The organism is Thauera propionica, assembly GCF_002245655.1.
GTDB classification, from domain to species: Bacteria; Pseudomonadota; Gammaproteobacteria; order Burkholderiales; family Rhodocyclaceae; genus Thauera; species Thauera propionica.
The window spans coordinates 313,915-338,268 of sequence record NZ_NOIH01000003.1 but is presented as its reverse complement, the minus strand read 5'-3'; the positions used below and the strand labels follow the sequence as shown (position 1 = coordinate 338,268).

Sequence of the window (24,354 nt, the reverse complement as noted above, 5' to 3'; positions counted from 1 at the left end):
AGGAGAGGGGAAGATGACGCAACTGAACCAGCTCGGCATCGTCAAGCGCAACATCGTCCGCGCCGACAAGGCAGCGGTCGAAAAGCTGTCGCGCTTCGGCGTCGCCACCATCCACGAGGCCATGGGCCGCGTCGGCCTGATGAAGCCCTACATGCGCCCGGTCTACACCGGCGCCAGGATGTGCGGCACCGCCGTCACCATCCTGCTGCAGCCGGGCGACAACTGGATGATGCACGTCGCCGCCGAACAGCTGCAGGAAGGCGACGTCGCCGTCGCCGCGTGCGCCACCGACAACGCCGACGGCTTCTTCGGCGACCTGCTCGCCACCTCGTTCAAGGCGCGCGGCGCGCGCGGCCTGATCATCGATGGCGGCGTACGCGACGTGGCCGATCTCGAGCAGATGGGCTTCCCGGTGTTCGCCAAGGCCATCCACGCCAAGGGCACCATCAAGGCCACGCTCGGCTCGGTGAACGTGCCGGTGGTGTGCGCCGGTGCGCTGGTCAATCCGGGTGACGTCGTCATTGCCGACGTCGACGGCGTGGTCGTCGTGCCCGCCGCCATCGCCCAGCAGGTGGCCGATGCCGCCGAGAAGCGCGAGTCCTTTGAAGGCGAGAAGCGCGAGAAGTTCGCTGCCGGCGTGCTCGGCCTCGACCTCTACAAGATGCGCGAGCCGCTGGAAAAAGCCGGCCTCAAGTACATCGACTGAGGTTCAGCCGCCGACTACAAAAAGGGACGGTCCGACCGGCGCCGGCTGCACCGCACCGGCGGCCCCCACCCCCAGCCATAACAGAGAGAACACCAGAGGACACGCATGCAATTCGAAAAGACCCCCGGCTGGCTCGATTGGTACGCCGGCCCGAGCAAGCCCCGCTTCACGCTGCCGGCCGGCGCGGTGGATGCGCACTGCCACGTGTTCGGCCCCGGCGCGGAGTTTCCCTACGCCCCCGAACGCAAGTACACCCCCTGCGACGCGAGCAAGGCGCAGCTCTTCGCGCTGCGCGACCACCTCGGCTTCGCCCGTAACGTGGTCGTGCAGGCCACCTGCCACGGCGCCGACAACCGCGCCATGGTCGATGCGTGCAAGGCCTCGAACGGCAAGGCGCGTGGTGTCGCCACGGTGCGCCGCAGCATCACCGACCAGGAACTGCAGGATCTGCACGCCGCCGGCGTGCGCGGCGTGCGCTTCAACTTCGTCAAGCGCCTGGTGGACTTCACGCCCAAGGACGAACTGCTCGAGATCGCCAACCGCATCGCCCCGCTGGGCTGGCACGTGGTGATCTACTTCGAGGCGGTCGACCTGCCCGAGCTGTGGGACTTCTTCACCGCGCTGCCCACCACCGTGGTCGTCGATCACATGGGCCGCCCGGACGTCTCCAAGCCGATCGACGGGCCGGAGTTCGAGCTGTTCGTGAAATTCATGCGCGAGAACCCCAACGTCTGGTCCAAGGTCAGCTGCCCCGAGCGCCTGTCCGTCACCGGCCCCAAGGCGCTGGACGGCGAGCAGCATGCCTACCGGGACGTCGTGCCCTTCGCCCGCCGCATCGTCGAGCAGTTCCCCGACCGCGTGCTGTGGGGCACCGACTGGCCTCACCCCAACCTGAAGGACCACATGCCCGACGACGGCCTGCTGGTCGACTTCATCCCGCACATCGCGCCGACCGCCGAACTGCAGCGCAAGCTGCTGGTCGATAACCCGATGCGTCTCTACTGGCCGGAGGAGTGCTGATCATGGCTTTGGACAAACCTTACCTGGACATTCCCGGCACGATCATTTTCGATGCCGAGCAGTCGCGCAAGGGCTACTGGCTCAACCAGTTCTGCATGTCGCTGATGAAGGCCGACAACCGCGCCCGCTTCAAGGCGGACGAGCGCGCCTATCTCGACGAATGGCCCATGACCGAGGAGCAGAAGCAGGCCGTGCTGGCGCGCGACCTCAACTGGTGCATGCGCACCGGCGGCAACATCTACTTCCTCGCCAAGATCGGTGCCACCGACGGCCTGAGCTTCCAGCAGATGGCGGGCAGCATGACCGGCATGACCGAAGAGGAATACCGCGACATGATGATCAAGGGCGGCCGTTCGCCCGAGGGCAACCGCTACCTGGGCGAAGACGGTGACGCCCAGCCGCAGCACCAGCCGCAAGGTGCGGCGGGCAAGAACAAGGGAGCCTGACAGCATGGCCAAGATTTCCGCATCGGTTTACACCTCGCACGTGCCGGCCATCGGTGCCGCCATCGACCTGAAGAAGACCGGCGAGGCCTACTGGCAGCCGCTGTTCGCCGGCTACGAGTACTCGAAGGAATGGATGAAGGAGAACACGCCCGACGTGATCTTCCTCGTCTACAACGACCACGCCACGGCCTTCAGCCTGGACATGATCCCGACCTTCGCCATCGGCACGGCTGCAGAGTTCATCCCGGCCGACGAAGGCTACGGCCCGCGTCCGGTGCCCAAGGTCATCGGCCATCCGGAGCTCGCCTCGCACATCGCGCAGAGCGTCATCCAGGACGATTTCGATCTCACCATCGTCAACAAGATGGAAGTCGACCACGGCCTCACCGTGCCGCTGTCGCTGATGTTCGGCGAGCCCGACGCCTGGCCGTGCAAGGTCATCCCCTTCGCGGTCAACGTCGTGCAGTATCCGGTGCCGTCGGGCCGCCGCTGCTTCCAGCTCGGCCAGGCCATCCGCAAGGCGGTGGCGTGTTTCGACGACGACATCAAGGTGCAGATCTGGGGCACGGGCGGCATGAGCCACCAGCTTCAGGGCGCGCGTGCCGGCCTGCTCAACCGCGAGTGGGACAATGCCTTCCTGGATCGCCTGATCGCCGACCCGGCGGGGCTGTCCGAAGTGCCGCACATCGACTACGTTCGCGAGGCCGGCTCCGAAGGCATCGAGCTGGTGATGTGGCTGATCGCACGCGGCGCGATGAGCGACATCCAGGGCGGTCCGGCGCCCACGGTCAAGCACCGCTTCTATCACATTCCCGCGTCCAACACGGCCGTGGGCCACCTGATCCTGGAGAACAACTGATGAGCAAGACGATCAAGGTCGCACTCGCCGGTGCCGGCGCATTCGGCATCAAGCACCTGGACGGCATCAAGAACATCGACGGCGTCGAAGTGGTTTCGCTGATCGGCCGTGACCTGGAAAAGACCCGCGAAGTCGCCACGCAGTACAAGGTCGGCCACGTCACCAATGACCTCGCCGAGACCCTGGCGCTGCCCGAGGTCGATGCCGTGATCCTGTGCACCCCGACGCAGATGCACGCCGACCAGTCGATCCAGTGCCTGAAGGCCGGCAAGCACGTGCAGGTCGAGATCCCGCTCGCCGACACGCTGAAGGGCGCCGAGGAAGTCGCACGGCTGCAGAAGGAAACCGGCCTGGTCGCGATGGTCGGCCACACGCGCCGCTTCAACCCCAGCCACCAGTGGGTGCACAACAAGGTCAAGGCGGGTGAGTTCAACGTCCAGCAGATGGACGTGCAGACCTACTTCTTCCGCCGCACCAACATGAACGCGCTGGGCCAGCCGCGCAGCTGGACCGACCACCTGCTGTGGCACCATGCCGCCCACACCGTCGATCTGTTCGCCTATCAGGCCAACAGCCCGATCGTGCAGGCCAATGCCATCCAGGGCCCGATCCACCCGACGCTGGGCATCGCGATGGACATGTCCATCCAGCTCAAGGCCGCGAACGGCGCCATCTGCACGCTGTCGCTGTCCTTCAACAATGACGGCCCGCTCGGCACCTTCTTCCGCTACATCGGCGACACCGGCACCTACATCGCCCGCTACGACGACCTGTTCAACGGCAAGGAAGAGAAGATCGACGTCTCCAGGGTCGACGTGTCGATGAACGGCATCGAGCTGCAGGACCGCGAGTTCTTCGCCGCCATCCGCGAAGGCCGCGAGCCGAACTCGAGCGTGCACAAGGTGCTGCCGTGCTACCAGGTGCTGCACCAGCTCGAGCAGCAACTGAACGCCGCCTGAGCCCGATGCATCGCGCCTGATCCGTCCCGATCAGGCTTTCCGGCTCCATCCTCACGGCTGGAGCCGTTGTCATTTTCTGCAGGAGCCCCGCATGCAACAACGCAAACTCGGTCCCTTCCAGGTCGGTGCCATCGGCCTGGGCTGCATGAACCTGAGCCACGCCTATGGCGTGCCGCCTTCGCCCGAAGTGGGCGAAGCCGTGTTGCTGCGGGCGCTGGAACTGGGCGTGACGCACTTCGACACCGCCGCGCTGTACGGCTTCGGCGCCAACGAGACGCTGGTGGGCCGTGTGCTGGGCAAGCACCGTTCGCGCTACACGCTGGCGAGCAAGTGCGGCATGACCGGCGTGGATGGCAAGCGCGTCATCGACGGCCGTCCCGCGACCATCAAGCGCACCTGCGAAGAGGCGCTGCAGCGCCTGCAGACCGACGTCATCGACCTGTACTACCTGCACCGCTGGGACAAGGTGGTGCCGATCGAGGACAGCATGGGCGCGATGGCCGACCTGGTGCGCGAGGGCAAGATCCGCAGCATCGGCCTGTCCGAGGTGTCGGCCGACACCCTGCGCCGCGCGCATGCGGTGCACCCGGTCGCGGCGCTGCAGACCGAATATTCGCTGTGGACGCGCAACCCCGAGATCGCGGTGCTCGACGCCTGCCGTGAGCTGGGCGTCTCCTTCGTCGCCTTCAGTCCGGTGGCGCGCGGTTTCCTCGCCGGCGCGCTGACCGATCCGGCGCAGGTCGCCGCCTTCGAGGCCAAGGACATCCGCCGCGCGATGCCGCGCTTCCAGAGCGCGCATTTCGCTGCCAACCTGCGACTGCTCGACGGCTACCTCGGGCTCGCGCGCGAGGCCGGCTGCACGCCCGCGCAACTGGCCCTGGCCTGGTTGCTGGCCAAGGGTACGGACATCCTGCCTATTCCCGGCACGACCAGCCTCGCGCACCTGGAAGAGAACCTGAAGGCCGCCGACATCGCGCTGGCGCCCGACCTCGTCGCGCGGCTCGAGGCCCTGATCAACGCCCGGACCGTCTCCGGCCCGCGTTACCCGGCCGCCACGCAGGTCGAGATCGATACCGAAGAATTCGCTGCGTGAGCGGTGCCGCGGACAACGACTCCCTCTACGGTTCCGTCATCCACCCGGATGCGGAGCCGGTTCCCTCGACCCCCGCGCCGCCTTCCCGCGGCCGGGGGTTCTTTTTGAATCCCTGACCTGCGTGCCGGTCGCAAGCCCGGCCGCCGGAGCCTGACGTGCTCGACATCCTCGCCATCACCACCCCGGTCTTCATCCTGATCGGCCTCGGCTTCGGCGCCGTGCGCCTGGGCCTGTTCTCCAAGCCCGACATGCGCGTGCTCGGTACCTTCGTCATCCGCTTCGCGTTGCCGGCGATGCTGTTCCAGGCCCTGTCGCAGCGGCCCTTCCGCGAGGTGATGAACTCCGGCTACCTGCTCGCCTATGCGCTGGGCTCGCTCGCGGCGATGGCGGCGACCGTGCTGCTGGCGCGCTGGGTGTTCAAGCGCAGCTTCCGCGACAGCGTCGTGTTCGGCATGGGGGCGTCGCTGTCGAACAGCGCGTTCATCGGCCTGCCGGTGGCGCTGCAGGTGCTGGGCCCGATCGCCACCGTGGCGATGGCGCTGACCATGCTGGTCGAGAATCTGCTGATGCTGCCGCTGGTGCTGATCCTGGCCGACAGCGCCGGCAACAGGGGCGCGAGCATCCTGCGCATCCTGCGCGACATCGCGCTCAACCTGCTGAAGAACCCGATGATCATCGCGATCGCCATCGGCTTCAGCTTCGCGCTCACCGGCATCCGCCTGCCGCAGCCGCTGTTCAAGGCGATCGACATGCTGTCGCTGGCCTCGGCCGCGATCGCGCTGTTCGTCATCGGCGGCAACCTCGCCGGCAGCACGGTGAAGGGGATGGGGCGCGAGGTCGCCCTTGTGACTGGCGGCAAGCTCCTTCTGCACCCGCTGGCGGTGTTGCTGGCGGTGTTCCTGGTTCCGGGCATTTCCGCCGAGCTGCAGGCCGCCGCGGTGTTCTTCGCCTGCGTGCCGATGTTCAGCATCTACGCCATCCTCGGCCAGAAGTACGGCCTGGAAGGCCTGTGCTCCGCGGTGCTGGTGATGGCGACCGTGGTCTCCTTCATCACCATCAGCGCGTTCATCTGGCTGGTGAAGGTCGGCGGGGTGATCCCGGGGCTGGGCTGAGCCCCGGGTACCGCCTCACAGCCCGGGAAGGCTGTCCTCGGGCGCGCCCCAGGCGAGCCAGCCGCCGTCGGCGACCAGGGTGCTGCCGGTGACGAAGCTGGCACGCTCGGAGGCGAGGAAGGCGATGACCTCGGCGATCTCTTCCGGGCGCGCCATCCGGCCCATCGGCGTGCGGGACAGCAGGCTGCGGGCGTTCAGCGCACCCTTCGCTTCCAGTTCGGCCACCAGCGCGGTGCGCACATAGCCCGGCGCGACGGCGTTGACGCGCACGCCGTGGCGAGCCCATTCGCAGGCCATCGAACGCGTCATGCCGACGATGCCCGCCTTCGCCGCTGCATAGGCGTTGCGCTGGGGAATGCCGGCGAAGCCCGCGATGGAGGAGAGGTTGACGATGCTGCCGCATCCCTGCGCAAGCATCACCCGACCCACCGCCTGCGACATCAGGAAGGTGCCGCGCAGGTGCACGCCGATCACCCGGTCGAAGGCCGCGAGCTGCTGATCGACGGTGGCGGCGACCTGCTCGGGGACGCCGGCGTTGTTCACCAGCATGTCGATGCGGCCGAAGCGGTCCACGACAGTGTCGACCAGCGCCGCGACATCCTCCTGCACGGTCACGTCGGCACCCAGGCCGCAGTGGTGTTCGCCCAGCGCTGCCGCGCGTGCCTGCGCCGTATCCGCACGCAGGTCGGCGACGACCACATGTTCGACTTCCTGGGCCAGGCGCTGGGCCGTGGCCCAGCCGATGCCGTCGGCGCCGCCGGTGACGATCGCCACCTTGCCCTTCGTCGGTGAGCTCATGCTTCAGGTCCTCCGCAGGCTGGGCATGTCGACCATGCGGATCAGCCGCGTTTCCTGGGCGGTGATCAGGTGGCCGGAGGCAGCAAGGTACTTCGGGAAGTCGGGGTGCGTGTCGCGCGCCCGGCAACGCGCCTCGTAGTCCGCCATGCTGTCGTAGGCCCACAGATGGACGAACTGGTTCTGTGCGCCGACGAGGCTGGTGTAGAAACCGACCGGGTGACCGAGGGTCTCGAGCAGGATCGGCATCGCGAGACGGTCGAAGACCTCGATGAACTCGTTCATCTTGCGCAGCTGGATGGTGTAGATACGGTGATCCACCAGCGGCTTGTCGAGCGGGCGGGGCAGGGCCTCAGGCAACACGGACCATCTCCTTGCGCTCGATCTGAATGGCGGGGATCTGCACCGTTTCCAGCGCACCGGCGATGTGACGGCCCGTGATGTAGCCGAAGGTCATGATCGGCCCCAGCGTGATGCCGGCGCCGGGGTAGTTGCCGCCCATCACGCTGGCGCGGTCGTTGCCCACCGAGAACAGGCCGGGGATGGGGGCGCCGGTGTCGTCCAGCACTTCGCCGACCACGCTGGTGCGGATGCCGTCGAAGGTGCCGAGATCGCCCATCACCACCTTGATCGCGTAGTACGGCCCCTTGCCGACCGGTGCGACGCAGGGGTTGGGCTTGTTTTCCGGGTCGGCCAGGTAGCGGTTGAAGGCGGTGGTGCCGCGGCCGAACTGCAGGTCGTGGCCGCCGGCCGCGCCCTGGTTGTAGGCGGCGACGGTCTTCTCCAGGCCCTCGGCATCGATGCCGGCGTTGCGCGCCAGTTCGGCCAGCGTGTCGCCCTTGATCAGGTAGCCGTTGCGGAGGAACTTGCCGACCGGCATCGGCGCGGGCTTCACATAGCCCAGGCCGTACTTGCTCAGCGTGGCCTGATCGCACACCAGCCACATCGCGGTTTCCTTCTCGTCCTTGCAGGCCTCGATCATGGCGGCGCCGACGTCGTGGTAGGACTCGGACTCGTTGCAGAAGCGCTTGCCCTTGCGCGTCACACCGATGATGCCCGGCTTGTAGCGGTCGAGCAGGTGGGGAAAGACGCCGAAGCGGCCCTTGCCCAGCGGCACCCGCGACACCGGCATCCAGGCCGAGGCGTTGGGATAGCGGATCTCGACCACGCCGCCGACCTGCTCGGCCATGCGCGCGCCGTCACCGGTGTTGCCGGCCGGCACGGGCGACAGGTGTTCGCCGCCGCGCTGCAGGTGCGGGTAGGCCTTCCTGATGCGTGCGACATCGTGTGAGAAGCCGCCACACGCCAGTACCACGCCGCGCCTGGCGGTGATGTGCACGGTATTGCCGTCCGGACCGTCGGCCAGGGCGCCCACGATGCGGCCGTCGTGCAGCGCCAGTTCCTTGGCGCCGGTGCGCGTGTAGATGGGAATGCCTAGGTCGAGGCAGGACTTCGCCAGCCGCGCGGCCAGCGCATTGCCGCTGGTGACGTTGATGCCGCGTCGGTACAGCGCCAGTTCCTTGACGTGGGTGGCCAGCCGCCGGGCGACGTAGGTGAAGGATTTCAGCGACTTGGTGGCGTTGAAGAAGTGCTTCAGATCGGCATTGGACGAATTGAACATCATGCCGATGAAGGTGATCGTTTCCAGCGGCGGACGCAGGCGCCCCATGTGCTCGCCCAGCGCGCGGATGTCGAAGGGCGCGGCGAGGATCGAGCGGCCGATGTCGACCCCGCCCGGCACGGTGGGGTGGTAGTCGGGATAGAGGGTGGGGACGAATTTCACCGCGGTCTCGCGCTCGAAGAACTCGACCATCTCCGGGCCGGCGTCGAGAAAGGCCTCGGCCGCGACGGCGTCGTAGAAGGCGCCGGTCTCGTTCTTCATGTATTCGACGGCGGCCTCGCGGCTATCCTGGATGCCGGCCTTCTTCGCATGCGGGTTGCCGGGAATCCAGAGCACGCCACCGGAGAAGGCGGTGGTGCCGCCGAAGACGTCTTCCTTCTCGATCACGACGACATCGAGGCCGTGCTTCTTCGCGGTGATGGCAGTGGACAGGCCGCCGGCGCCGGAGCCGACGACGAGCAGATCGCAGCTGATCCGGCTCGGGGGAACGGGGTGGTTCATGGTCTCTTCCTTGATATGGGGGGGCGGGTGCCGTTCAGGCTGCCTTGCCGGTCTGGTTGTAGCCGGGGCGCGGCACCAGATCCATCAGCATGCAGTCCATGCCGCCATCGACCAGGATCTCGGCGCCATTGACGTATGCGGCACGATCGCTGGCGAGGAAGGCGGCGACGTTGGCGATATCGACCGGCTCGCCGATGCGGCGGCTGGCGGTGACGGCCGCGCGCTTCTGCTCGAAGCCCGGCTCCTCGTAGAACTTCGCCGACAGCGCGGTACGGATCATGCCGGGGCATACCGCATTGCTGCGGATGCCCTGCGGGCCCCATTCGGCCGCCATCTGGCGCGACAACAGCAGCACGCCGGCCTTGCTCGCGCTGTAGGCGCCGCTATTGGTCTGCGGATTGAGCGCCGAGATCGAGGCGACGTTGACGATGCTGCCGCCGCCGCGTTCGCGCATGTGCGCGGCGAAGCTGCGCGCGCACAGCAGGTAGCCGGTCAGGTTCACGGCCAGCACCTGGTTCCAGTCGGCGAGGCTGACGTCGGCCAGCGGCGCGGCGCGCAGCAGGCCGGCGTTGTTGATCAGCGCCTGGCAGGGGCCCAGTTCGCCTTGCACGCGCTGAGCGGCAGCCTGCACTGCCGCCTCGTCCGCGGTGTCGAGGGCGAGGCCGAGGGTCGTGGCACCGGCAGCGTTGAGTTGCGCCGACAGGCGCGACACGCCTTCGGCATTGAGGTCGAGCAGGGCGACGCGTGCGCCTGCAGCGGCAAGGGTCTCGGCGATGGCGGCGCCGATGCCGCTGGCCGCGCCGGTCACGACGCAGACCTTGCCTTCGAGGCCGAGCCAGTTGTCGATCATGTTGGTGTCTCCCATGGGGGTCTTGGTGTGAGGTCATGTTAGGGAGGTCTATCGTCCGATCAAATCGACAAATGCTTCGGTGAGCCGGATAATTCGTGCATCGGTGGCAAGGAGTTCGATGGCGTGAAGACCCTCCCAAATTACGATCTGTATGGCACGGAGGCCAAGCCCGCGTGGCTGGATTCCTTCAGTTTCGAGTGGATTCCCGAGCGTTCCGCGCCCAATAACTGGGAAATCGACGCTCACACCCACGACGCGATGATGCAGCTGCTGTATGTCTGCAGGGGGAGCGGTGAGGCGCTGATCGACGGGACGAAATGGGCAATCGAGCCCCTGTGCCTGATCGTGATCCCGGCGCACGTGGTGCATGGCTTTCATTTCTCGCCCGAGATGGACGGGCCTGTGGTGACGGCGCCGCAGCGGCCGCTCGAGGCGCTTGCCGCCGTCGGGCGGCCGGAACTGTTGTCGGTGCTGCGCACGCCGGCGGTGATCCCGGTGGCGGAGGAGGCGCGCCATGCGGATGCGCTGATGCCGCTTTTCCTCGCGCTGGAGCAGGAGTCGCGCGCCTATGCGCCGGGGCAGATCGCCGCAGGCAGCGCACTGCTGCTGGCGCTGTTCGTGCAGATTGCGCGCATCGGCGAGAACCGCGAGGCGGGCGCCGGCGTTGAGCGCTCACGCCGCGCGGCGCGTATCGAGCGCTTCCGTGCGATGGTCGACCGCCACTTTTCCGAGCATCTGCCGGTCGAGCACTATGCGGCGGCACTGGGGGTCTCGGCGGGGCAGCTCGCACGCCTGTGTCGCGAATCGCTCGGCATGTCGCCGCTGGATGTCATCAACGCGCGCCTGATGCACGAGGCACAGCGCGAACTGGTGTATTCGACCCTCGCCGTCAAGCAGATCGCCGGCTTTCTCGGCTTCGAGGACGAGGCCTACTTCGGTCGCTTCTTCAAGAAGCACGCCGGCCGTACGCCGACGGCATTCCGCGAGCTGGCCCGACGGCAGCTGGCCGACGAGCGCTGACGCGCCCTCGTCGGCAGGCGCGCCGGCGAGGGTGGCAGTGGTCGGCGGTTCAGCCCTGCAGGCGGAACCGGCGTACGGTTTCGCGCAGTTGCGCCGAGAGCGCGGCGAGTTGGCGCGTGGCCTTGTCCACGTCGCGTGCCGAGGTGCTGTTGCGGCCGCTCATGTCCGCGATCTCGGCGATGCCGCGGGCGATGTCGCTGCTGGTCTGCGATTGTTCCTGAAGAGCGCTGGAGACGTCGCTGACAGTCGCCACCACCTTTTCCGATGCGGCGTTGATGCGGGCGATGGCCTCGCCGGCTTCGCCCGCCAGCGCGACGCTCGCTTCCACGCTGCGCACCTGGGTGTCCATCGCCTTCACCGCCGAGTCGGTGCCCGCGGTGATCTGGCCGACGATGCGGGCGATGTCCTGGGTCGATGCGGCCGTGCGCTCTGCGAGCTTGCGCACCTCGTCGGCGACGACGGCGAAACCGCGCCCCTGTTCCCCGGCGCGAGCGGCTTCGATCGCGGCGTTGAGCGCGAGCAGGTTGGTCTGGTCTGCCACTTCCTTGATCACGGTGACCACCGAGGCGATGGCCTGGCTGTGCTGGCCGAGATCACGCACGGCAGCAGACGCCTGGTTCACCGAGTCGGCGATGCGCTCGATGTCGCCGACCACGCGACGGATCACCTCGGCCCCGGTGCGCGACGCCGCGCCCGAGTCGGTTGCGATGTCCTTGGCCTCGGCGGTGAAGTTCGAGACCTGGCCGATCGAGCCGCTCATCTGGTCGATCGCGGCGGCGATCGCCTCGGCGGCGCTGGACTGCTGGACGGTCGCGGCCGAGATCGTGCCGGTGCTGCTGGCCAGGTTCTCGCTTGCCGAGGCGATCTGTTCGGCGTTGTTCTGGATCAGCTGCACCATGTTGCGCAGTTCCAACTGCATCGTCTGCAGGGCCGCGGTGAGGCTGCCGATCTCGTCGTCGCGCTGTACCTCGATGCGGCTGCCGAGGTTGCCGGAGGCAATGTCGTTGGCGAAGCGGCGGGCGTCGTCCAGCGGACGCATCAGGAAGTTGCGTGCGAAGATCACGCCGCCGATGCCCGACAGCGTCGCGGCGGCGACGATCATCAGGATCATCAGCGTGAGCGCATCGTGGAAGTTCGCCTGCTCGGCCTCGTAGTCACTGCGCGCATGCTCCAGCTGGGTTTCGATCAGCTGGCGCAGAACCTCGGTGATCGGGTCCAGCGTCGGGTAGAGGGTCTGTTCGGCGATGCCGTGGATCTCGAACAAGGCGTTGAGCTTCAGGCGCTCGACCATCAGGTCGACCAGGGCGTTGCCCTTTTCCATCGTGGGCTCGGCCTTGGCGATCAGGGCGCGCTCCGCCTCCGACAGGTGGGGGCTGGCGGTATAGGCCTTCCATTTGTCGTCGATCAGGCTGCGCGCCCGCGCCATCGTCGCGGCGGCCGCGTCGGCCTGGATGGTGCCGTCGCGCACCTTCTGCGTCGCGTCGACGATGGCTACCGCGTATTCGTCGGAGATGACCTTGAGGTCGCGCAGGGGGATCACGCGATCGTTGTAGACCTCGTTGAGTCCATTCAGCGTCGAGTACATGCCGCGCAGGCCGAGCAAGCCGAGCGCGACCGCTAGCACGATCTGGAAGGCGATGGCGATGTACAGCAGATTGCGTACGGAAAGGCTGCCGCTGCGGGCGGACGTATGCGTGCTCTTCATGAGTCTCCCCTGTTTATTGTTCGAGATTCCGGCGCAGGCGCGTGTGCAGCCGCATCCGCGCGGGCGGCTGATGGTAGAGGAGCCCAACGGCGCCCGCGCTCATGAAACGCGATAGCAGCTAGAACGCTTCATGCATAACACGAGCCGGTGGAGTACGAAAAAGCGCCGAACCCCGGCGGCGTGACCGGGTGTTCGGCGCGGGATCGAGGCGTGCCGGCCGCGAATTACTTCGAGTAGCTGGCCATCAATGCGGCGGCCTCGTCATGCAGGCGCTGACCGTCGAGCCCCTTCTCGTTCGTCTCCTTGATCCAGTCGCCGGCGATGCCGGCCGTCGCCGCCTTCCAGCGCTCGACCTCGGCGGGGGGCAGCACATAGACCTTGTTGCCGTTGGCAATGGTCTGATCGCGACCGACGGTGGCCTGCGCATGCAGCACCGCCGCGGCCTGGGCCGAGAACTCGCGGCCGGTGCTGTCGTCGATGATCTTCTTCAGGTCGTCAGGCAGGCTGTCGTACTTCTTCCGGTTCATCGCGATGATGGTCGTCGCGGCCGACATGCGGTACTCGGCGTTGGCATCGAAGCTGAACCGGGTCAGCTCGTGCAGCTTGGCCGAGGGCACGGACTCCCACGGATACAGCGCGCCGTCGATCACGCCCTTGGCGATGCCCTCGGACATCTGCGGCGCCGGCATGCCGACCGGCGTGGTGCCGAGCGCGGCAAGCAGCTTGTTGCCCAGGCGCGAGGGCGTGCGCACCTTCGCGCCCTTGAGGTCCTCGAGCCGGGTCACTTCCTTGCCGTTCATGTGGAAGGCGTAGGCGCCGGGCGTCCAGGTGGCGAGCGGCTTCATGCCGGGAAACTCGTCGAGCGCGTTCTTCTGCACGAAGTCCCACATTGCGCGGGCCGTCGCCTCGGGCGTGGTGGTGAAGAAGGGCAGTTCGAACACTTCGAGCTTGGGGAAGCGGCCGGCGTTGTAGCCCGGCATGGTCCAGATCACGTCGGCCACGCCGTCGCGTACCTGCGTCAGCAACTGCGTCGGCGTGCCGCCCAGCTGCATGGCGGGGTAGATCTGGCACACCATGCGGCCCTTCGATTCGGCGGCGATCCGGTCGCACCAGGGCACGATGACATGCACGTGGTAGGGGTTGGTGGTGGGCATGAAGTGGGCGAACTTCAGCGTCACTTCCTGCGCTTGCGCGGCGGCCGGGGCCAGCGCCGCGGTGGCGAGGCCGAGGGCGATGCGGCGAATCTTCATGGTGGTCTCCTGAGGACGTTGGGGGGCGCTCAGTTCGAGTACTTCTGCACCAGCGCAGCGGCTTCGTCGTGCAGCTTGCGGCCATCGAGGCCCTTGGCGTCCATGTCCTTGATCCATTCCTGGGCGACCGGGGCGGTGGTCTGCTTCCAGCGCTCGAGCTCTTCCGGTGCGAGCTGGTAGACCGTGTTGCCGTTCTTCAGCGTGATGTCACGGCTCGCATTGCCGGCCTCCGCCAGCTGGCCCGCAGCGAAAGCGGAGACTTCGCGGCCGCGGTTGTCGTCGATGACCTTCCTCAGGTCGGCCGGCAGGCTGTCGTACTTCTTCTGGCTCATGACGAAGATCGTCGTCGCCGTGCTGAGCGCGATCTTGCCGGTCGGCTCGGCGTGGTACTTGGTCAGTTCCTGGATCTTCAGGGCGGGCACGACTTCCCACGGCAGCAGGGCGCCGTCGATCACACCCTTGGCAAGACCTTCGGTCATCTGCGGTGCCGGCATGCCGACCGGGGTGGCGCCGAGTGCGGCGAGCATCTTGTTGCCCAGGCGCGAGGGCGTGCGCACCTTCAGCCCCTTCAGGTCCTCCAGCGCGTTGACCTGCTTGTTGCGGAAGTGGAGCAGGTAGGGACCGGCGGACCAGGTGGCGATCGGGCGCAGGCCGGCGAACTCGCTTGCCGCGCTGCCTTCGATGAAATCCCACAGCGCACGCGAGGTGGCTTCGTAGCTCGTGCTGAAGAACGGCAGCTCGAACACCTCGGTGATCGGGAAGCGGCCCGGCGTGTAGCCCGGCAGCGTCCACACGATGTCGGCGACGCCGTCGCGCACCTGGTTGAGCAGTTGCGGCGGCGTGCCACCGAGGCTCATTGCCGGATAAAGCTGGCATTTCATCCGGCCCTGCGACTGCGCTTCGATCTTGCCGCACCACGGCTCGATGAACTTGACGTGGGCCGGCGTCGTGGGCGTCAGGAAGTGGGCGACCTTGAGCACGACTTCCTGTGCCTGGGCGGCGCCCGGAACGAGTGCTGCGGCAGCGATACCGAGGGCGAATTGGCGGGCCTTCATGGGCGTGTCTCCTGTTTTCATGGGTTCTGGCTGCATTCGGCAACCGTTATGAAGTGAGGACATGGTAGGTCGGACGGTTTGCGGATAAAAACCACAAATCGCTCGATGAATAGGACAAAACCGGCACTCGAGCTTTGGCGGGCGATGCGGGCCGGGTGCGTCGGGATGGGGAGACAGCAGCCTGCGTGTCGGGTAAATTGTGCGCCAGGCGAACAGTTGCGCGCCTCCCGCCTTGGCGTGGGCAGGTCCGGGGCATAGATTGCAGTGATGCGGCAATCAGATGGAGCTGTTCGTCGCAGGGCTGCGTGCCCGAGTTCCGGTTTCTGTAGAGTGTGACGGCACGCCGCACCCTGCACCCATCGATTGCGTGCCGCATACGAGCCAAACAGGAGACATTCATGAAGCGTCGTCTGATGATGAAGACCGCCCTCGCAGCGCTGGCTGCCGTCAGCTTCGGCACGGCGGTCTATGCCGCTGACTTTTCCGAGCGTTCGCTCAAGTTCGGGGTGCAGAACCCGAAGGGTCATCCGGCGGAGATCGGCGCGCAGAAGTTCGCCGAACTCATCGCCGAGAAGTCCGGCGGCAAGATCAAGGTCCGGGTGTTCGCTGGTGGGGTGCTGGGCGGTGACCAGCAGACCGTCTCGGCGCTGCAGGGCGGCACCATCGAGATGACCGCGCTGAACTCCGGCATCCTGGCCTCGCATGTCAAGGAAATGGCGATCTACGATTTCCCCTTCCTGTTCGGCAACGCGCAGGAAGTCGACGCCGTCGTCGATGGCCCGTTCGGGCAGAGCCTGCACAAGAAGCTGGAAGAGAAGGGCATCGTCGGCCTCGGCTACTGGGACCTGGGGTTCCGCAACATCACCAACGGCGTACGCCCGATCAACAAGGTCGAGGACATCGCCGGCCTCAAGTTGCGCGTGATCCCCAACCCGATCAACCTCGACTGGGTGAAGGCGCTCGGCGCCAACCCGGTGCCGCTGGCCTGGCCGGAGGTGTATACCGCGCTGGAGCAGAAGGCGATCGACGGCCAGGAGAACCCGGTCACCGTGATCCACGCCAACCGGTTCAACGAGGTGCAGAAGCACCTGGCGCTGACCAACCATGTGTATAACCCGCAGTCGATGATCATCAGCAAGAAGGTGTGGGACACCTTCAGCGCCGACGAGAAGAAGGCTTTCCAGGATGCCGCCGCCGAGGCGATCGCGCATCAGCGCAAGGTGTCGCGCGAGCAGGCGTCGACCGCGATCGAGGCGCTGAAGAAGGCGGGCATGCAGGTGACCGAACTGCCGCCCGAGGAGGTGGCCAAGCTGCGCGAGAAGATGAAGCCGGTCCTTGCCGCGCATGCGGCTGCGGTGGGGCAGGAGACGGTCGACGCGATCAACGCCGAACTGGCCAAGCTGCGCAAGTAAGCGCCGCTGGCATCGCGGGCCGCGGGTGGGGCGCATGCGCCCGCTGCGCGGCCCCTCTTGCATTCAAGAACCCCTGCAACGGAGCCTGCCCGCATGAGCAAAGTCCTCGTCATCAACGGTCCCAACCTCAACCTGCTTGGCACGCGCGAGCCGCACATCTACGGCTCGACCACGCTGACCGACGTCGAAAACGGCCTGCGTGCCCAGGCCACGGAGCTTGGCCTGGAACTGGAGTGCTTCCAGAGCAACCACGAAGGCGGGATCGTCGACCGCATCCACGAGGCGCGCACCGAGGGTGTGAAGTTCGTCATCATCAACCCGGGCGCCTACACGCACACCAGCGTGGCCATTCGCGATGCCTTCGGCGGCGTGGCGATTCCCTTCGTCGAGGTGCACATCTCCAACGTGCACAAGCGCGAGGCTTTCCGCCATCACTCCTACCTGTCCGACATCGCCGAGGCGGTGATGGCCGGCTTCGGCACCCTGGGCTACAACCTCGCGTTGCAGTTTGTCGCCAGCAAGCTGCGCTGAGCCGGCAGGCGTCACTCGCTACACCAGCGCCTCCAGCTCCGCGCGCAGCCAGCTGTGCGCGGGATCGTGGCGGTGGCGCAGGTGCCAGATCATGTACATCGGCATGCGCGGCGCGTCGAACGGCGGGGCGCAGTGCGCCAGCCCCTGCATCGCACCGGATTCCAGCGCGCCGGGGACGGTGGCGAGCAAGGTGCTGCCGCGGATGAAGGCCGGGATGCCGGAGAAGCCCGGCACCATGACGGCGAAGCTGCGGCGGATGCCGCGTTCGGCGAGCTCGTCGTCGAGATCCAGCGTGCGGCGGGGCATGTAGAGCACGGTGACGTGGTCGGCGGCGAGGTAGTCCGCCAGTGTCGCGGGCGCCTTGCGCTGGCTGGCGTCGTAGAACACGCGGTAGCCGTCGTCGAACAGGCGCTTGTGAAGGATGTCGCTGGCATCCGGCGGGCGCGGTGAGATCACGAGCTGGCAGCGCTCCTCGCGCAGCATGTCCGCGTCGGGGATGTCCGAGGAAATCACGCGCAGCGACACCTGGGGTGCGCGCGCGCGTAGCCTCGCCAGCAGGCGCGGCAGCAGCAGGTCGCGCTGGAAATCGTTGGCGGCGATGGTGAAGGTGGTGCGCAGGCTTGCGGGGTCGAAGTTCTCGGCCGTGGCGAAGCGGCGCATGTCCTCCAGCAGCACGCGGGCTTCGCGCGCCAGCAGTTCGGCGCGGGCGGTGGCGACGATGCCACGCCCGGACTTGACTACCAGCGGGTCGTCCACGATGGCGCGCAGCTTGCCGAGCAGGTGCGATACCGCCGACTGGGTGACGCCGAGGCGCTCGGCGGCGCGGGTGATCGAGCCTTCTTCCACCACGGCGACGAGCAGCTGCAGCAGTCGGCCATCGAGGTGTGAATAATCGAAATCGCTCATGAATTTGATGAGTGTTAATGCGTTTATCGATGCATTCGACTCCGTGATACTGCCATTTCCCGCATGAGGATGGAGAGGAGATTCGAATGAACGCGGCATCGCAGAAGCTGGAGATCCCGGGCACCCGGGTGTTCGACGGCGAACTCGCGCAGAAGGGCTATGCGCTCAACAAGATGTGTTTCTCCTTTAACAGTGCCGAGAACCGTGAGGCCTTCCGCCAGGACGAGGCGGGCTATTGCAGGCAGTTCGGACTCAATGCGGAACAGTACGAAGCGATCCGTACGCGCAACGTGCTGGGCCTGCTGGCGGCGGGCGGCAACGTGTATTACCTCGCGAAGTTCGCCGGCATCCTCGGGCTCGATGTGCAGGACCTGGGGGCCGCGCAGACCGGGATGAGCAAGGACGAGTTCAAGGCCATGCTGCTGGCCGCGGGCAAAGGCATCTGAGGAAGGAAACCGACACATGGCAAAGATCGTAGGCGCAATCACCACTTCGCACGTCCCGGCCATCGGCCGCGCCATCGCCGGCAAGCTGCAGGACGACCCGTACTGGAAACCCTTCTTCGACGGCTTTCCGCCGGTTCATGCCTGGCTCGACAAGGTCAGGCCCGACGTTGCGGTCGTGCTCTACAACGACCACGGGCTCAACTTTTTCCTCGACAAGATGCCGACCTTCGCCGTTGGCGCGGCACCCGAGTACCACAACGCCGACGAGGGCTGGGGCATCCCGACCCTGCCGCCGTTCAAGGGGCACCCGGAGCTTTCGTGGCATGTCATCAACGAGCTGGTGGCAAGGGAGTTCGACCTCACCACCTGCCAGGAAATGCTCGTGGATCATGCCTACTCGCTGCCGCTGAAGCTGCTGTGGCCGAACGACGAGAAGTGCCCGGTGCCGACCGTGCCGGTGTGCATCAACACCGTGCAGTATCCGCTGCCGAGCGCGAAGCGCTGCTACAAGCTGGGCAAGGCGCTTGGCGAAGCGATCGGGTCGTGGGACAAGGATCTGCGCGTCCTCGTGATCGGTACCGGTGGGCTGTCGCACCAGCTCGACGGCGAACGTGCGGGTTTCGTCAATCCGGAGTTCGACAAGGCCTTCATGGACAGCCTCGTCTCGGACCCGGAGTGGGTGACCCAGTTCAGCAACGAGCAGATCGTGGAGAAGACCGGCACGCAGGGCGTCGAGTTGCTGATGTGGGTGGCAGCCCGGGCCGCCCTGCCGGGCAGGGTGGGGTTGGTGCATTCGAACTACCACATCCCCATTTCCAACACGGCCGCGGGCTTGATGGTGATGGAGGTTGCGGCCTGATCCGGGCGGGCGTGAGGTCTTCAGGCCGTGCGGGTGCGTGCGCAGAGGGACGATGGCCGGCCTGAATCACCCAATGGGGATACGTATTGCAATAGCGGGTATTCAGCTATTTCAAAATTTTATAACTGATAGTGTTTATCCGGACTTTTTCCCGCCGGGCCAACGCGCGAGACTCGTGATGTCTGGAAGACTTGTGGTGTTCCGTGCCGCAGACTTCCTTGTTGCAAGAACATCACGAGGAGACATCTATGAAGATTCGTTCGCTGGCGCTGGGTCTTGCTGCCGCCGCTCTGGTCCCGACCGTTGCCCAGGCCGAGGAAGTCATCCTGAAGGTGGCGCATTTCCTGCCGCCGGTTTCTCCCGCCCATACCAAGTTCATCAGCCCGTGGTGCGACAAGATCGCTGCCGAGTCGCAGGGCAAGATGAAGTGCCAGATCTATCCGGCAATGAGTCTCGGTGGCACGCCGCCGCAGTTGCTGAACCAGGTCCGCGACGGCGTGGCCGACATCGTGTGGACGCTGCCGGGCTACACCCCGGGCCGTTTCCCGACCTCCGAAGTCTTCGAGCTGCCCTTCATCACCACCACCCATGAGGCCTCGTCGCGCGCCATGTGGGACTTCGTGCAGGCGCACTCGATGAAGGAATTCGCCGGCATGAAGCCGATCGCGACCTGGGTGAACGGTCCGAACGTGCTGCACTTCCGCGACAAGGAAGTGAAGACGCTGGAAGACCTCAAGGGCATGAAGGTGCGTGCGCCGTCGCGCCTCGGCACCAAGCTGCTGGCCGCGCTCGGCGCGACTCCGGTCGGCATGCCGGTGCCGCAGATGGCTGAGAGCCTGTCCAAGGGCGTGATCGAAGGCGCACTGATCCCGTGGGAAGTCGTCCCCGCGACCAAGACGCACGAACTGACCAAGTTCCATGCCGAAGCGGGCGGGTCGCATGCGATGACCACCGCGACGATGATCTTCGTCATGAACCAGAAGAAGTACGACAGCCTGTCGCCTGAACTGAAGAAGGTCATCGACGACAACAGCGGCCGCGAGACCTCGGCCTGGGTGTCGGCGCAGTTCAAGGATGCGGACGCGGGTGGCCGCGAGGCTGCCGTCGGTCGCGGCAACACCGTCTATGCCCTGCCGGCCGAAGAGATGGCCAAGTGGCAGGCGGCTTCCAAGCCGGTCGCCGAGGAGTGGATCAAGGAGATTTCCTCCAAGGGCGTCGATGGCCAGAAGCTGTTCGACGACGCCAATGCGCTCGTGACCCAGTACTCCAAGTAATCCAAGCAACCCGACGAAGGCCGGCCCCTGCGCCTCGACGGCGCGGCCGGCCTTGTTGATCAGAGCCTGAAAAATGCCGGAAGGAGACGTGTGATGGCGGAGGCGATGGACCAACCGTATGTGGCTCCGACAGGGCCGGTTGGCAAGAGTATCGAATGGGCCTGCGCGGCGATGGCGATTCTCGCCGGCGTGATGTTCTGCATCGAGTCGGTGATGTCGGTTGTGAGCGTGGTCGGACGTGCCACGATCGGAGAGCCGGTGCCGGGCGACTACGAACTGGTGCAGATGCTCTCGGCGATGGGGATCGCGATGTGCCTGCCCTACTGCCAGCTGAAGAAGGGTCATGTGTTCGTGGATTTCTTCACCCTGTGGGCCCCGGCCGGCCTGAAGCGTCTCCTCGATTCGATCGCGGCGTTGCTCATGGCGTTCTGCGCCTTCGTGCTGGCCTGGCGGATCTGGGAAGGCATGCTGGAGATGCGTGAATACGGCGAGACCTCGATGGTGATCTCGCTGCCGGTGTGGTGGGGCTATGTCCCGGTGGTGCCGGCCTTCGTGCTGCTCGGCATCGCGGCGCTGTACACCTTTGTCCAGGAACTGCGCTCGGGAGCGGCAGCATGAGTGGAACGACGATCGGCCTGATCATGGGCGTGGTGATGATGTCGATGCTGGCGCTGCGCGTGCAGATCGGCATCGCGATGTTCCTCACCGGTGCCATCGGCTACATCTGGGTGTCGGGGCTGGACCCGCTGCTCGCCTATCTGAAGAACGCGCCCTATGGCCGTTTCTCGCTGTACGACCTGTCGGTGGTGCCGCTCTTCCTGCTGATGGGGCAGTTCGCCACCCACGGCGGGTTGTCGCGTGCGCTGTTCAAGGCGGGCAATGCCTTCATCGGCCACTGGAAGGGTGGCATGGCCATGGCGGGCGTGGCCTCGTGCGCCGGCTTTGGCGCGATCTGTGGCTCCTCGCTGGCAACCGCCGCGACGATGTCGCACGTGGTGCTGCCCGAGCTCAAGCGCCATCAGTACAAGCCCAGCCTGGCGACGGGTTCGTTGGCTGCCGGCGGCACGCTCGGCATCCTGATCCCGCCGTCGGTGCCGCTGGTGATCTACGCCATCCTGGCAGAGCAGAACATCGCCAAGCTGTTCCTGGCCGCCTTCGTCCCGGGCATCCTGGCGGCGGTCGGCTACATGCTGGTGATTGCCATCGTGTGCCGCGTCGATGCCGCTGCAGGCGGTCCGGGCTCGCCCAAGCACAGCTGGGCCGAGCGCCTCAGGACGGTGATCGATACCTGGCCGGTGCTGCTGATCTTCCTGGTGGTGATCGGCGGTATCTACGGCGGTCTCTTTACCCCGACCGAAGCCGCGGCCGTCGGTGCGCTGGCGACCGGTATCGCTGCGTGGCGGTCGGGCGGCCTGAAAGGGCGCGGTTTCATGGAGTGCATCTATGGCACCGCCACGGGCACCGGCATGATGTTCCTGATCCTGCTCGGGGCCGATACGCTGAACTCGTTCATGGCGCTGTCGCAACTGCCGGCCGAGGCCGCGGCCTGGGTGCAGGAGATGGGCTTCGGTCCCTTCACGGTGCTGTTCGCGATCATCCTCATCTACCTGGTGCTGGGCTGCGTGATGGACAGCCTGTCGATGATCCTGCTGACGGTGCCGATCTTCCTGCCGATTATCCTGGGCCTGGACTACTGGGGCCTGGGCATGGAAGAGAAGGCGATCTGGTTCGGCATGGTCGCGCTGGTGGTGATGGAGGTGGGCCTGATCACGCCGCCGGTGGGGATGAACGTCTACATCATCAACGGGGTGGCGAAGGACGTGCCGATGGCGACGATCTTCCGCGGCGTGCTGCCTTTCCTCGCCTCGGACATCATCCGCATCTTCCTGCTGGTGTTCTTCCCGAGCATCTCGCTGGTGGCGCTGTGGGCCGTATCCTGAGCTGAGCATCCGTGATGTCTGACGCGTCGGCCGGTCCGGGCCTCCTTGGAGGGGCAGGACCGGCCGACGCATTTGCAGCACGAGGCGCCATCGGCTAGGCTCGGGGCGTCGTCCGATGCGGTGCCCCGAGGTGGTGCCACCCACGCTGTGTTCTTCCATTTCAAAGCGAGCCCATGACTGCGCGAGACCTGGTTCCAGAACCGCTCAACCCCCTCGGTATCGACGGGGTGGAATTCATCGAATTCGTCACCGGCCGGCCACAGGCGCTGGGCGGCGTGCTGCAGCGGCTCGGCTTCGCGCCGATCGCGCGCCACCGCTCGCGCGAGGTCGTGCTCTACCGCCAGGGGGCGATGAATCTCATCGTCAATGCCGAACCCGGCGGGGCCGATCCGTCAGCCACCTTCGTCTCTGCGGTCGCCTTCCGCGTGCGTGACGCCGCCTACGCCATGCGTCATTCGCTCGATGCCGGTGCATGGGAGGTGCCGCGCCGCGCCGCAGCGATGGAGCTGAACATTCCGGGCATCCTCGGCAGCGGCGAAAGCGCGATCTATTTCGTCGACCGCTACAAGGACTTCTCGATCTACGACGTCGACTTCGTGCCGCTGCCCGGCACGGACTCGAACCCGCCTGCCCTTGCCGGGCTGCATTACTTCGGTCTGGTGCAGGCGGTGGGTGCCTTCCGCAGCAGCGAGTGGGTGGATTTCTACCGTCAGATGCTGGGCTTCCGGCAGCTGACCGAGGCGGACTTTGTCGGCATCCTGCCCAAGGGCACGCTTCTGCAGAGCCCCTGTGGCCGCTTCTACCTGCAGCTTATCGAGCCGCCGGAAGGGGCCGAGGACATCCATTGGGACGATGGCCTGGTACGCATCGGCCTGGGGACGCCCGACGTGCTGGAGGCGATGCGGGTGTTGCGCGAGCGCGGCGTGGTCTTCATCGACGAGGGGGCACTGCATCCGGGCGAGAAGGGCGCGCTGACGCAGGTCTATCTCGGCAGCGTCACCTTCGAACTCGTCGCCAGCCGGTTCGCCGCGGGCTGAGCCCGGCGACGCTCGTCATTTCCTGCGGAGGACGTCTTGGATTTCGATTCTGTCGCGCTCGACACCAGCGCCATGGCCGGCCCGCTCGAGGTACGCCTGGGAGCGGCCATGGCCAGCGGCTTCCGGCAGGTCGTGGTGTCGGCTGCGGATCTGGTGAGCCATCCGCGCGGGGTGGACGAGGCGGTGGCGCTGGTGCGCCACAGTGGCGTCCGGGTGCAGGCCTTGCGCCAACTGCAGGACTACGAAGGACTGTCGGGGCCGTTGCACCAGTACAAGGTGAACATCGCCAAGGGGCTGCTCAACCTGTGCCGTGCCGTCGGGGCGCCGCTACTGCTGGTCACGGCCAGCACCGTCGCGGAGGCCAGCGACGACGCCGAGCACGTGGCGCGCGACCTGGCCAAGCTCGCCACGCTGGCCGTGCCCAAGGGTATCGACATCGCCTATCAGGCGCAGCCCGGCTCGCGCGTCGCGGCGGACGTGGTGAGCGCCGAGGCCTGCGTGAATGCGGCCGATCGCGCCAACCTTGGCATGGCCATCGACACCGGCCATCTCTTCACTGGCGATGGCGGGCTCGATGCGCTCGATCGCTGCTATGCAGACCGCCTGTTCCTGGTCGGCCTGAGCGACACGATCGCGATGCGCGCGGGCGACGCCGCATCACCCGCCGCAGGGGAGCGGACGCAGGACTACGTGCGCGTATTCCCCGGCGACGGCAGCAGCGCCGAAGCCCTGCTGGAACTGATTCGCCGTCTGCGGGTGATCGGCTTCCACGGCGGCTTCTGCCTCAACGCCGCGAATGCCGACCATGCCCAGCTGCCGGCCGCCTTCGTGGCCGAACAGGCGCGCGACTCGCTGCACTGGCTGCTCGCCCGCCTGCGTCACATCGATCTGCCACGCCGCCGGACGCCGCGCCCCTCACTGCCGAAGGGCTGAGTACGCCGCGCCGTCCTCGCACGG

25 protein-coding genes are annotated in these 24,354 nt (G+C 66.5%); 17 read left to right on the top strand and 8 right to left on the bottom strand.

The genetic code is table 11. The features are described from left to right. Positions 1 to 13: 13 nt before the first annotated feature. From ligK to CGK74_RS02970, 7 genes are all read left to right on the top strand, one after another. Entirely contained in the window at positions 14 to 706 is a 693-nt protein-coding gene (ligK, locus tag CGK74_RS03000) for a 4-carboxy-4-hydroxy-2-oxoadipate aldolase/oxaloacetate decarboxylase (RefSeq protein WP_094267026.1), read from the top strand. Between the two features lie 105 nt (positions 707 to 811). Further along, positions 812 to 1,726 (top strand): amidohydrolase family protein, encoded by a 915-nt coding sequence (locus CGK74_RS02995; RefSeq protein WP_094267025.1) that lies wholly within the window; start codon positions 812 to 814, stop codon positions 1,724 to 1,726. Between the two features lie 2 nt (positions 1,727 to 1,728). Then, complete coding sequence (gene ligA, locus CGK74_RS02990) at positions 1,729 to 2,172, top strand: protocatechuate 4,5-dioxygenase subunit alpha (RefSeq protein ID WP_004259931.1); 444 nt, start codon at positions 1,729 to 1,731, stop codon at positions 2,170 to 2,172. Between the two features lie 4 nt (positions 2,173 to 2,176). Further along, entirely contained in the window at positions 2,177 to 3,031 is an 855-nt protein-coding gene (locus tag CGK74_RS02985) for a class III extradiol dioxygenase subunit beta (protein ID WP_094267024.1), read from the top strand. Further along, entirely contained in the window at positions 3,031 to 3,990 is a 960-nt protein-coding gene (locus tag CGK74_RS02980; RefSeq protein ID WP_206186162.1) for a Gfo/Idh/MocA family oxidoreductase, read from the top strand. Before CGK74_RS02985 ends, CGK74_RS02980 begins: the two co-directional genes overlap by 1 nt. A gap of 91 nt (positions 3,991 to 4,081) precedes the next feature. Continuing rightward, complete coding sequence (locus tag CGK74_RS02975; protein WP_094267023.1) at positions 4,082 to 5,083, top strand: aldo/keto reductase; 1,002 nt, start codon at positions 4,082 to 4,084, stop codon at positions 5,081 to 5,083. A gap of 155 nt (positions 5,084 to 5,238) precedes the next feature. Next, positions 5,239 to 6,195, top strand: coding sequence for an AEC family transporter (locus CGK74_RS02970; RefSeq protein ID WP_094267022.1), 957 nt, complete (start codon positions 5,239 to 5,241; stop codon positions 6,193 to 6,195). A 15-nt stretch (positions 6,196 to 6,210) separates the two neighbouring features. Here the strand turns inward: CGK74_RS02970 and CGK74_RS02965 are convergent, their stop codons facing one another. Genes CGK74_RS02965 through CGK74_RS02950 form a run of 4 tightly spaced genes read right to left on the bottom strand, consistent with a single transcriptional unit; the run spans position 6,211 to position 9,962 of the window. Beyond that, on the bottom strand, positions 6,211 to 6,993 hold the full coding sequence (locus CGK74_RS02965) for an SDR family NAD(P)-dependent oxidoreductase (RefSeq protein WP_094267021.1): 783 nt from the start codon (positions 6,991 to 6,993) through the stop codon (positions 6,211 to 6,213). A 3-nt stretch (positions 6,994 to 6,996) separates the two neighbouring features. Further along, complete coding sequence (locus tag CGK74_RS02960) at positions 6,997 to 7,353, bottom strand: NIPSNAP family protein (protein WP_094267020.1); 357 nt, start codon at positions 7,351 to 7,353, stop codon at positions 6,997 to 6,999. Next, a complete protein-coding gene (locus CGK74_RS02955) occupies positions 7,343 to 9,112 on the bottom strand; it encodes an FAD-dependent oxidoreductase (RefSeq protein ID WP_094267019.1) in 1,770 nt (589 codons plus the stop codon). The genes CGK74_RS02960 and CGK74_RS02955 overlap by 11 nt, the downstream gene beginning before the upstream one ends. A 34-nt stretch (positions 9,113 to 9,146) precedes the next feature. Beyond that, positions 9,147 to 9,962 carry an SDR family NAD(P)-dependent oxidoreductase gene (locus CGK74_RS02950; protein WP_206186161.1) on the bottom strand — a complete coding sequence of 272 codons (816 nt, stop codon included), beginning with the start codon at positions 9,960 to 9,962 and terminating at the stop codon, positions 9,147 to 9,149. 123 nt (positions 9,963 to 10,085) lie between these two features. On the opposite strand from CGK74_RS02950, the gene CGK74_RS02945 reads away from it, so the two are divergent. Next, positions 10,086 to 10,982: a helix-turn-helix domain-containing protein gene (locus CGK74_RS02945; protein WP_094267017.1), complete on the top strand. Its 897-nt coding sequence runs from the start codon at positions 10,086 to 10,088 to the stop codon at positions 10,980 to 10,982. Between the two features lie 49 nt (positions 10,983 to 11,031). On the opposite strand, the gene CGK74_RS02940 is transcribed toward CGK74_RS02945, so the two are convergent. The 3 genes from CGK74_RS02940 to CGK74_RS02930 all read right to left on the bottom strand — a co-directional run bounded on the left by CGK74_RS02940 (position 11,032) and on the right by CGK74_RS02930 (position 14,992). After that, on the bottom strand, positions 11,032 to 12,687 hold the full coding sequence (locus CGK74_RS02940) for a methyl-accepting chemotaxis protein (RefSeq protein WP_094267016.1): 1,656 nt from the start codon (positions 12,685 to 12,687) through the stop codon (positions 11,032 to 11,034). 224 nt (positions 12,688 to 12,911) lie between these two features. Continuing rightward, positions 12,912 to 13,937, bottom strand: coding sequence for a TRAP transporter substrate-binding protein (locus CGK74_RS02935; RefSeq protein WP_004259972.1), 1,026 nt, complete (start codon positions 13,935 to 13,937; stop codon positions 12,912 to 12,914). A gap of 29 nt (positions 13,938 to 13,966) precedes the next feature. Continuing rightward, positions 13,967 to 14,992, bottom strand: coding sequence for a TRAP transporter substrate-binding protein (locus CGK74_RS02930; RefSeq protein WP_094267015.1), 1,026 nt, complete (start codon positions 14,990 to 14,992; stop codon positions 13,967 to 13,969). A 398-nt stretch (positions 14,993 to 15,390) separates the two neighbouring features. Between CGK74_RS02930 and CGK74_RS02925 the strand changes: the two genes are divergently transcribed. Beyond that, complete coding sequence (locus CGK74_RS02925) at positions 15,391 to 16,404, top strand: TRAP transporter substrate-binding protein (RefSeq protein ID WP_094267014.1); 1,014 nt, start codon at positions 15,391 to 15,393, stop codon at positions 16,402 to 16,404. 93 nt (positions 16,405 to 16,497) lie between these two features. Beyond that, complete coding sequence (gene aroQ, locus CGK74_RS02920) at positions 16,498 to 16,935, top strand: type II 3-dehydroquinate dehydratase (RefSeq protein ID WP_094267013.1); 438 nt, start codon at positions 16,498 to 16,500, stop codon at positions 16,933 to 16,935. 18 nt (positions 16,936 to 16,953) lie between these two features. Here the strand turns inward: aroQ and CGK74_RS02915 are convergent, their stop codons facing one another. After that, positions 16,954 to 17,841 carry a LysR family transcriptional regulator gene (locus CGK74_RS02915; protein WP_094267012.1) on the bottom strand — a complete coding sequence of 296 codons (888 nt, stop codon included), beginning with the start codon at positions 17,839 to 17,841 and terminating at the stop codon, positions 16,954 to 16,956. Positions 17,842 to 17,927: 86 nt separating this feature from the next. Between CGK74_RS02915 and CGK74_RS02910 the strand changes: the two genes are divergently transcribed. The 7 genes from CGK74_RS02910 to CGK74_RS02880 all read left to right on the top strand — a co-directional run bounded on the left by CGK74_RS02910 (position 17,928) and on the right by CGK74_RS02880 (position 24,330). Next, complete coding sequence (locus CGK74_RS02910) at positions 17,928 to 18,287, top strand: protocatechuate 4,5-dioxygenase subunit alpha (protein ID WP_094267011.1); 360 nt, start codon at positions 17,928 to 17,930, stop codon at positions 18,285 to 18,287. Positions 18,288 to 18,303: 16 nt separating this feature from the next. Further along, the gene (locus CGK74_RS02905; protein ID WP_004259997.1) at positions 18,304 to 19,146 is read left to right on the top strand and encodes a class III extradiol dioxygenase family protein; all 843 of its coding nucleotides are present in this window, start codon (positions 18,304 to 18,306) and stop codon (positions 19,144 to 19,146) included. A gap of 248 nt (positions 19,147 to 19,394) precedes the next feature. Then, positions 19,395 to 20,420, top strand: coding sequence for a TRAP transporter substrate-binding protein (locus tag CGK74_RS02900; RefSeq protein ID WP_004260001.1), 1,026 nt, complete (start codon positions 19,395 to 19,397; stop codon positions 20,418 to 20,420). Positions 20,421 to 20,513: 93 nt separating this feature from the next. Beyond that, positions 20,514 to 21,038 (top strand): TRAP transporter small permease, encoded by a 525-nt coding sequence (locus tag CGK74_RS02895; RefSeq protein WP_004260004.1) that lies wholly within the window; start codon positions 20,514 to 20,516, stop codon positions 21,036 to 21,038. Then, entirely contained in the window at positions 21,035 to 22,360 is a 1,326-nt protein-coding gene (locus CGK74_RS02890) for a TRAP transporter large permease (RefSeq protein ID WP_094267010.1), read from the top strand. Before CGK74_RS02895 ends, CGK74_RS02890 begins: the two co-directional genes overlap by 4 nt. Positions 22,361 to 22,533: 173 nt before the next feature. After that, positions 22,534 to 23,397 carry a VOC family protein gene (locus tag CGK74_RS02885; protein ID WP_094267009.1) on the top strand — a complete coding sequence of 288 codons (864 nt, stop codon included), beginning with the start codon at positions 22,534 to 22,536 and terminating at the stop codon, positions 23,395 to 23,397. A 36-nt stretch (positions 23,398 to 23,433) separates the two neighbouring features. Next, positions 23,434 to 24,330 carry a sugar phosphate isomerase/epimerase family protein gene (locus tag CGK74_RS02880; protein ID WP_094267008.1) on the top strand — a complete coding sequence of 299 codons (897 nt, stop codon included), beginning with the start codon at positions 23,434 to 23,436 and terminating at the stop codon, positions 24,328 to 24,330. Positions 24,331 to 24,354: the final 24 nt, after the last annotated feature.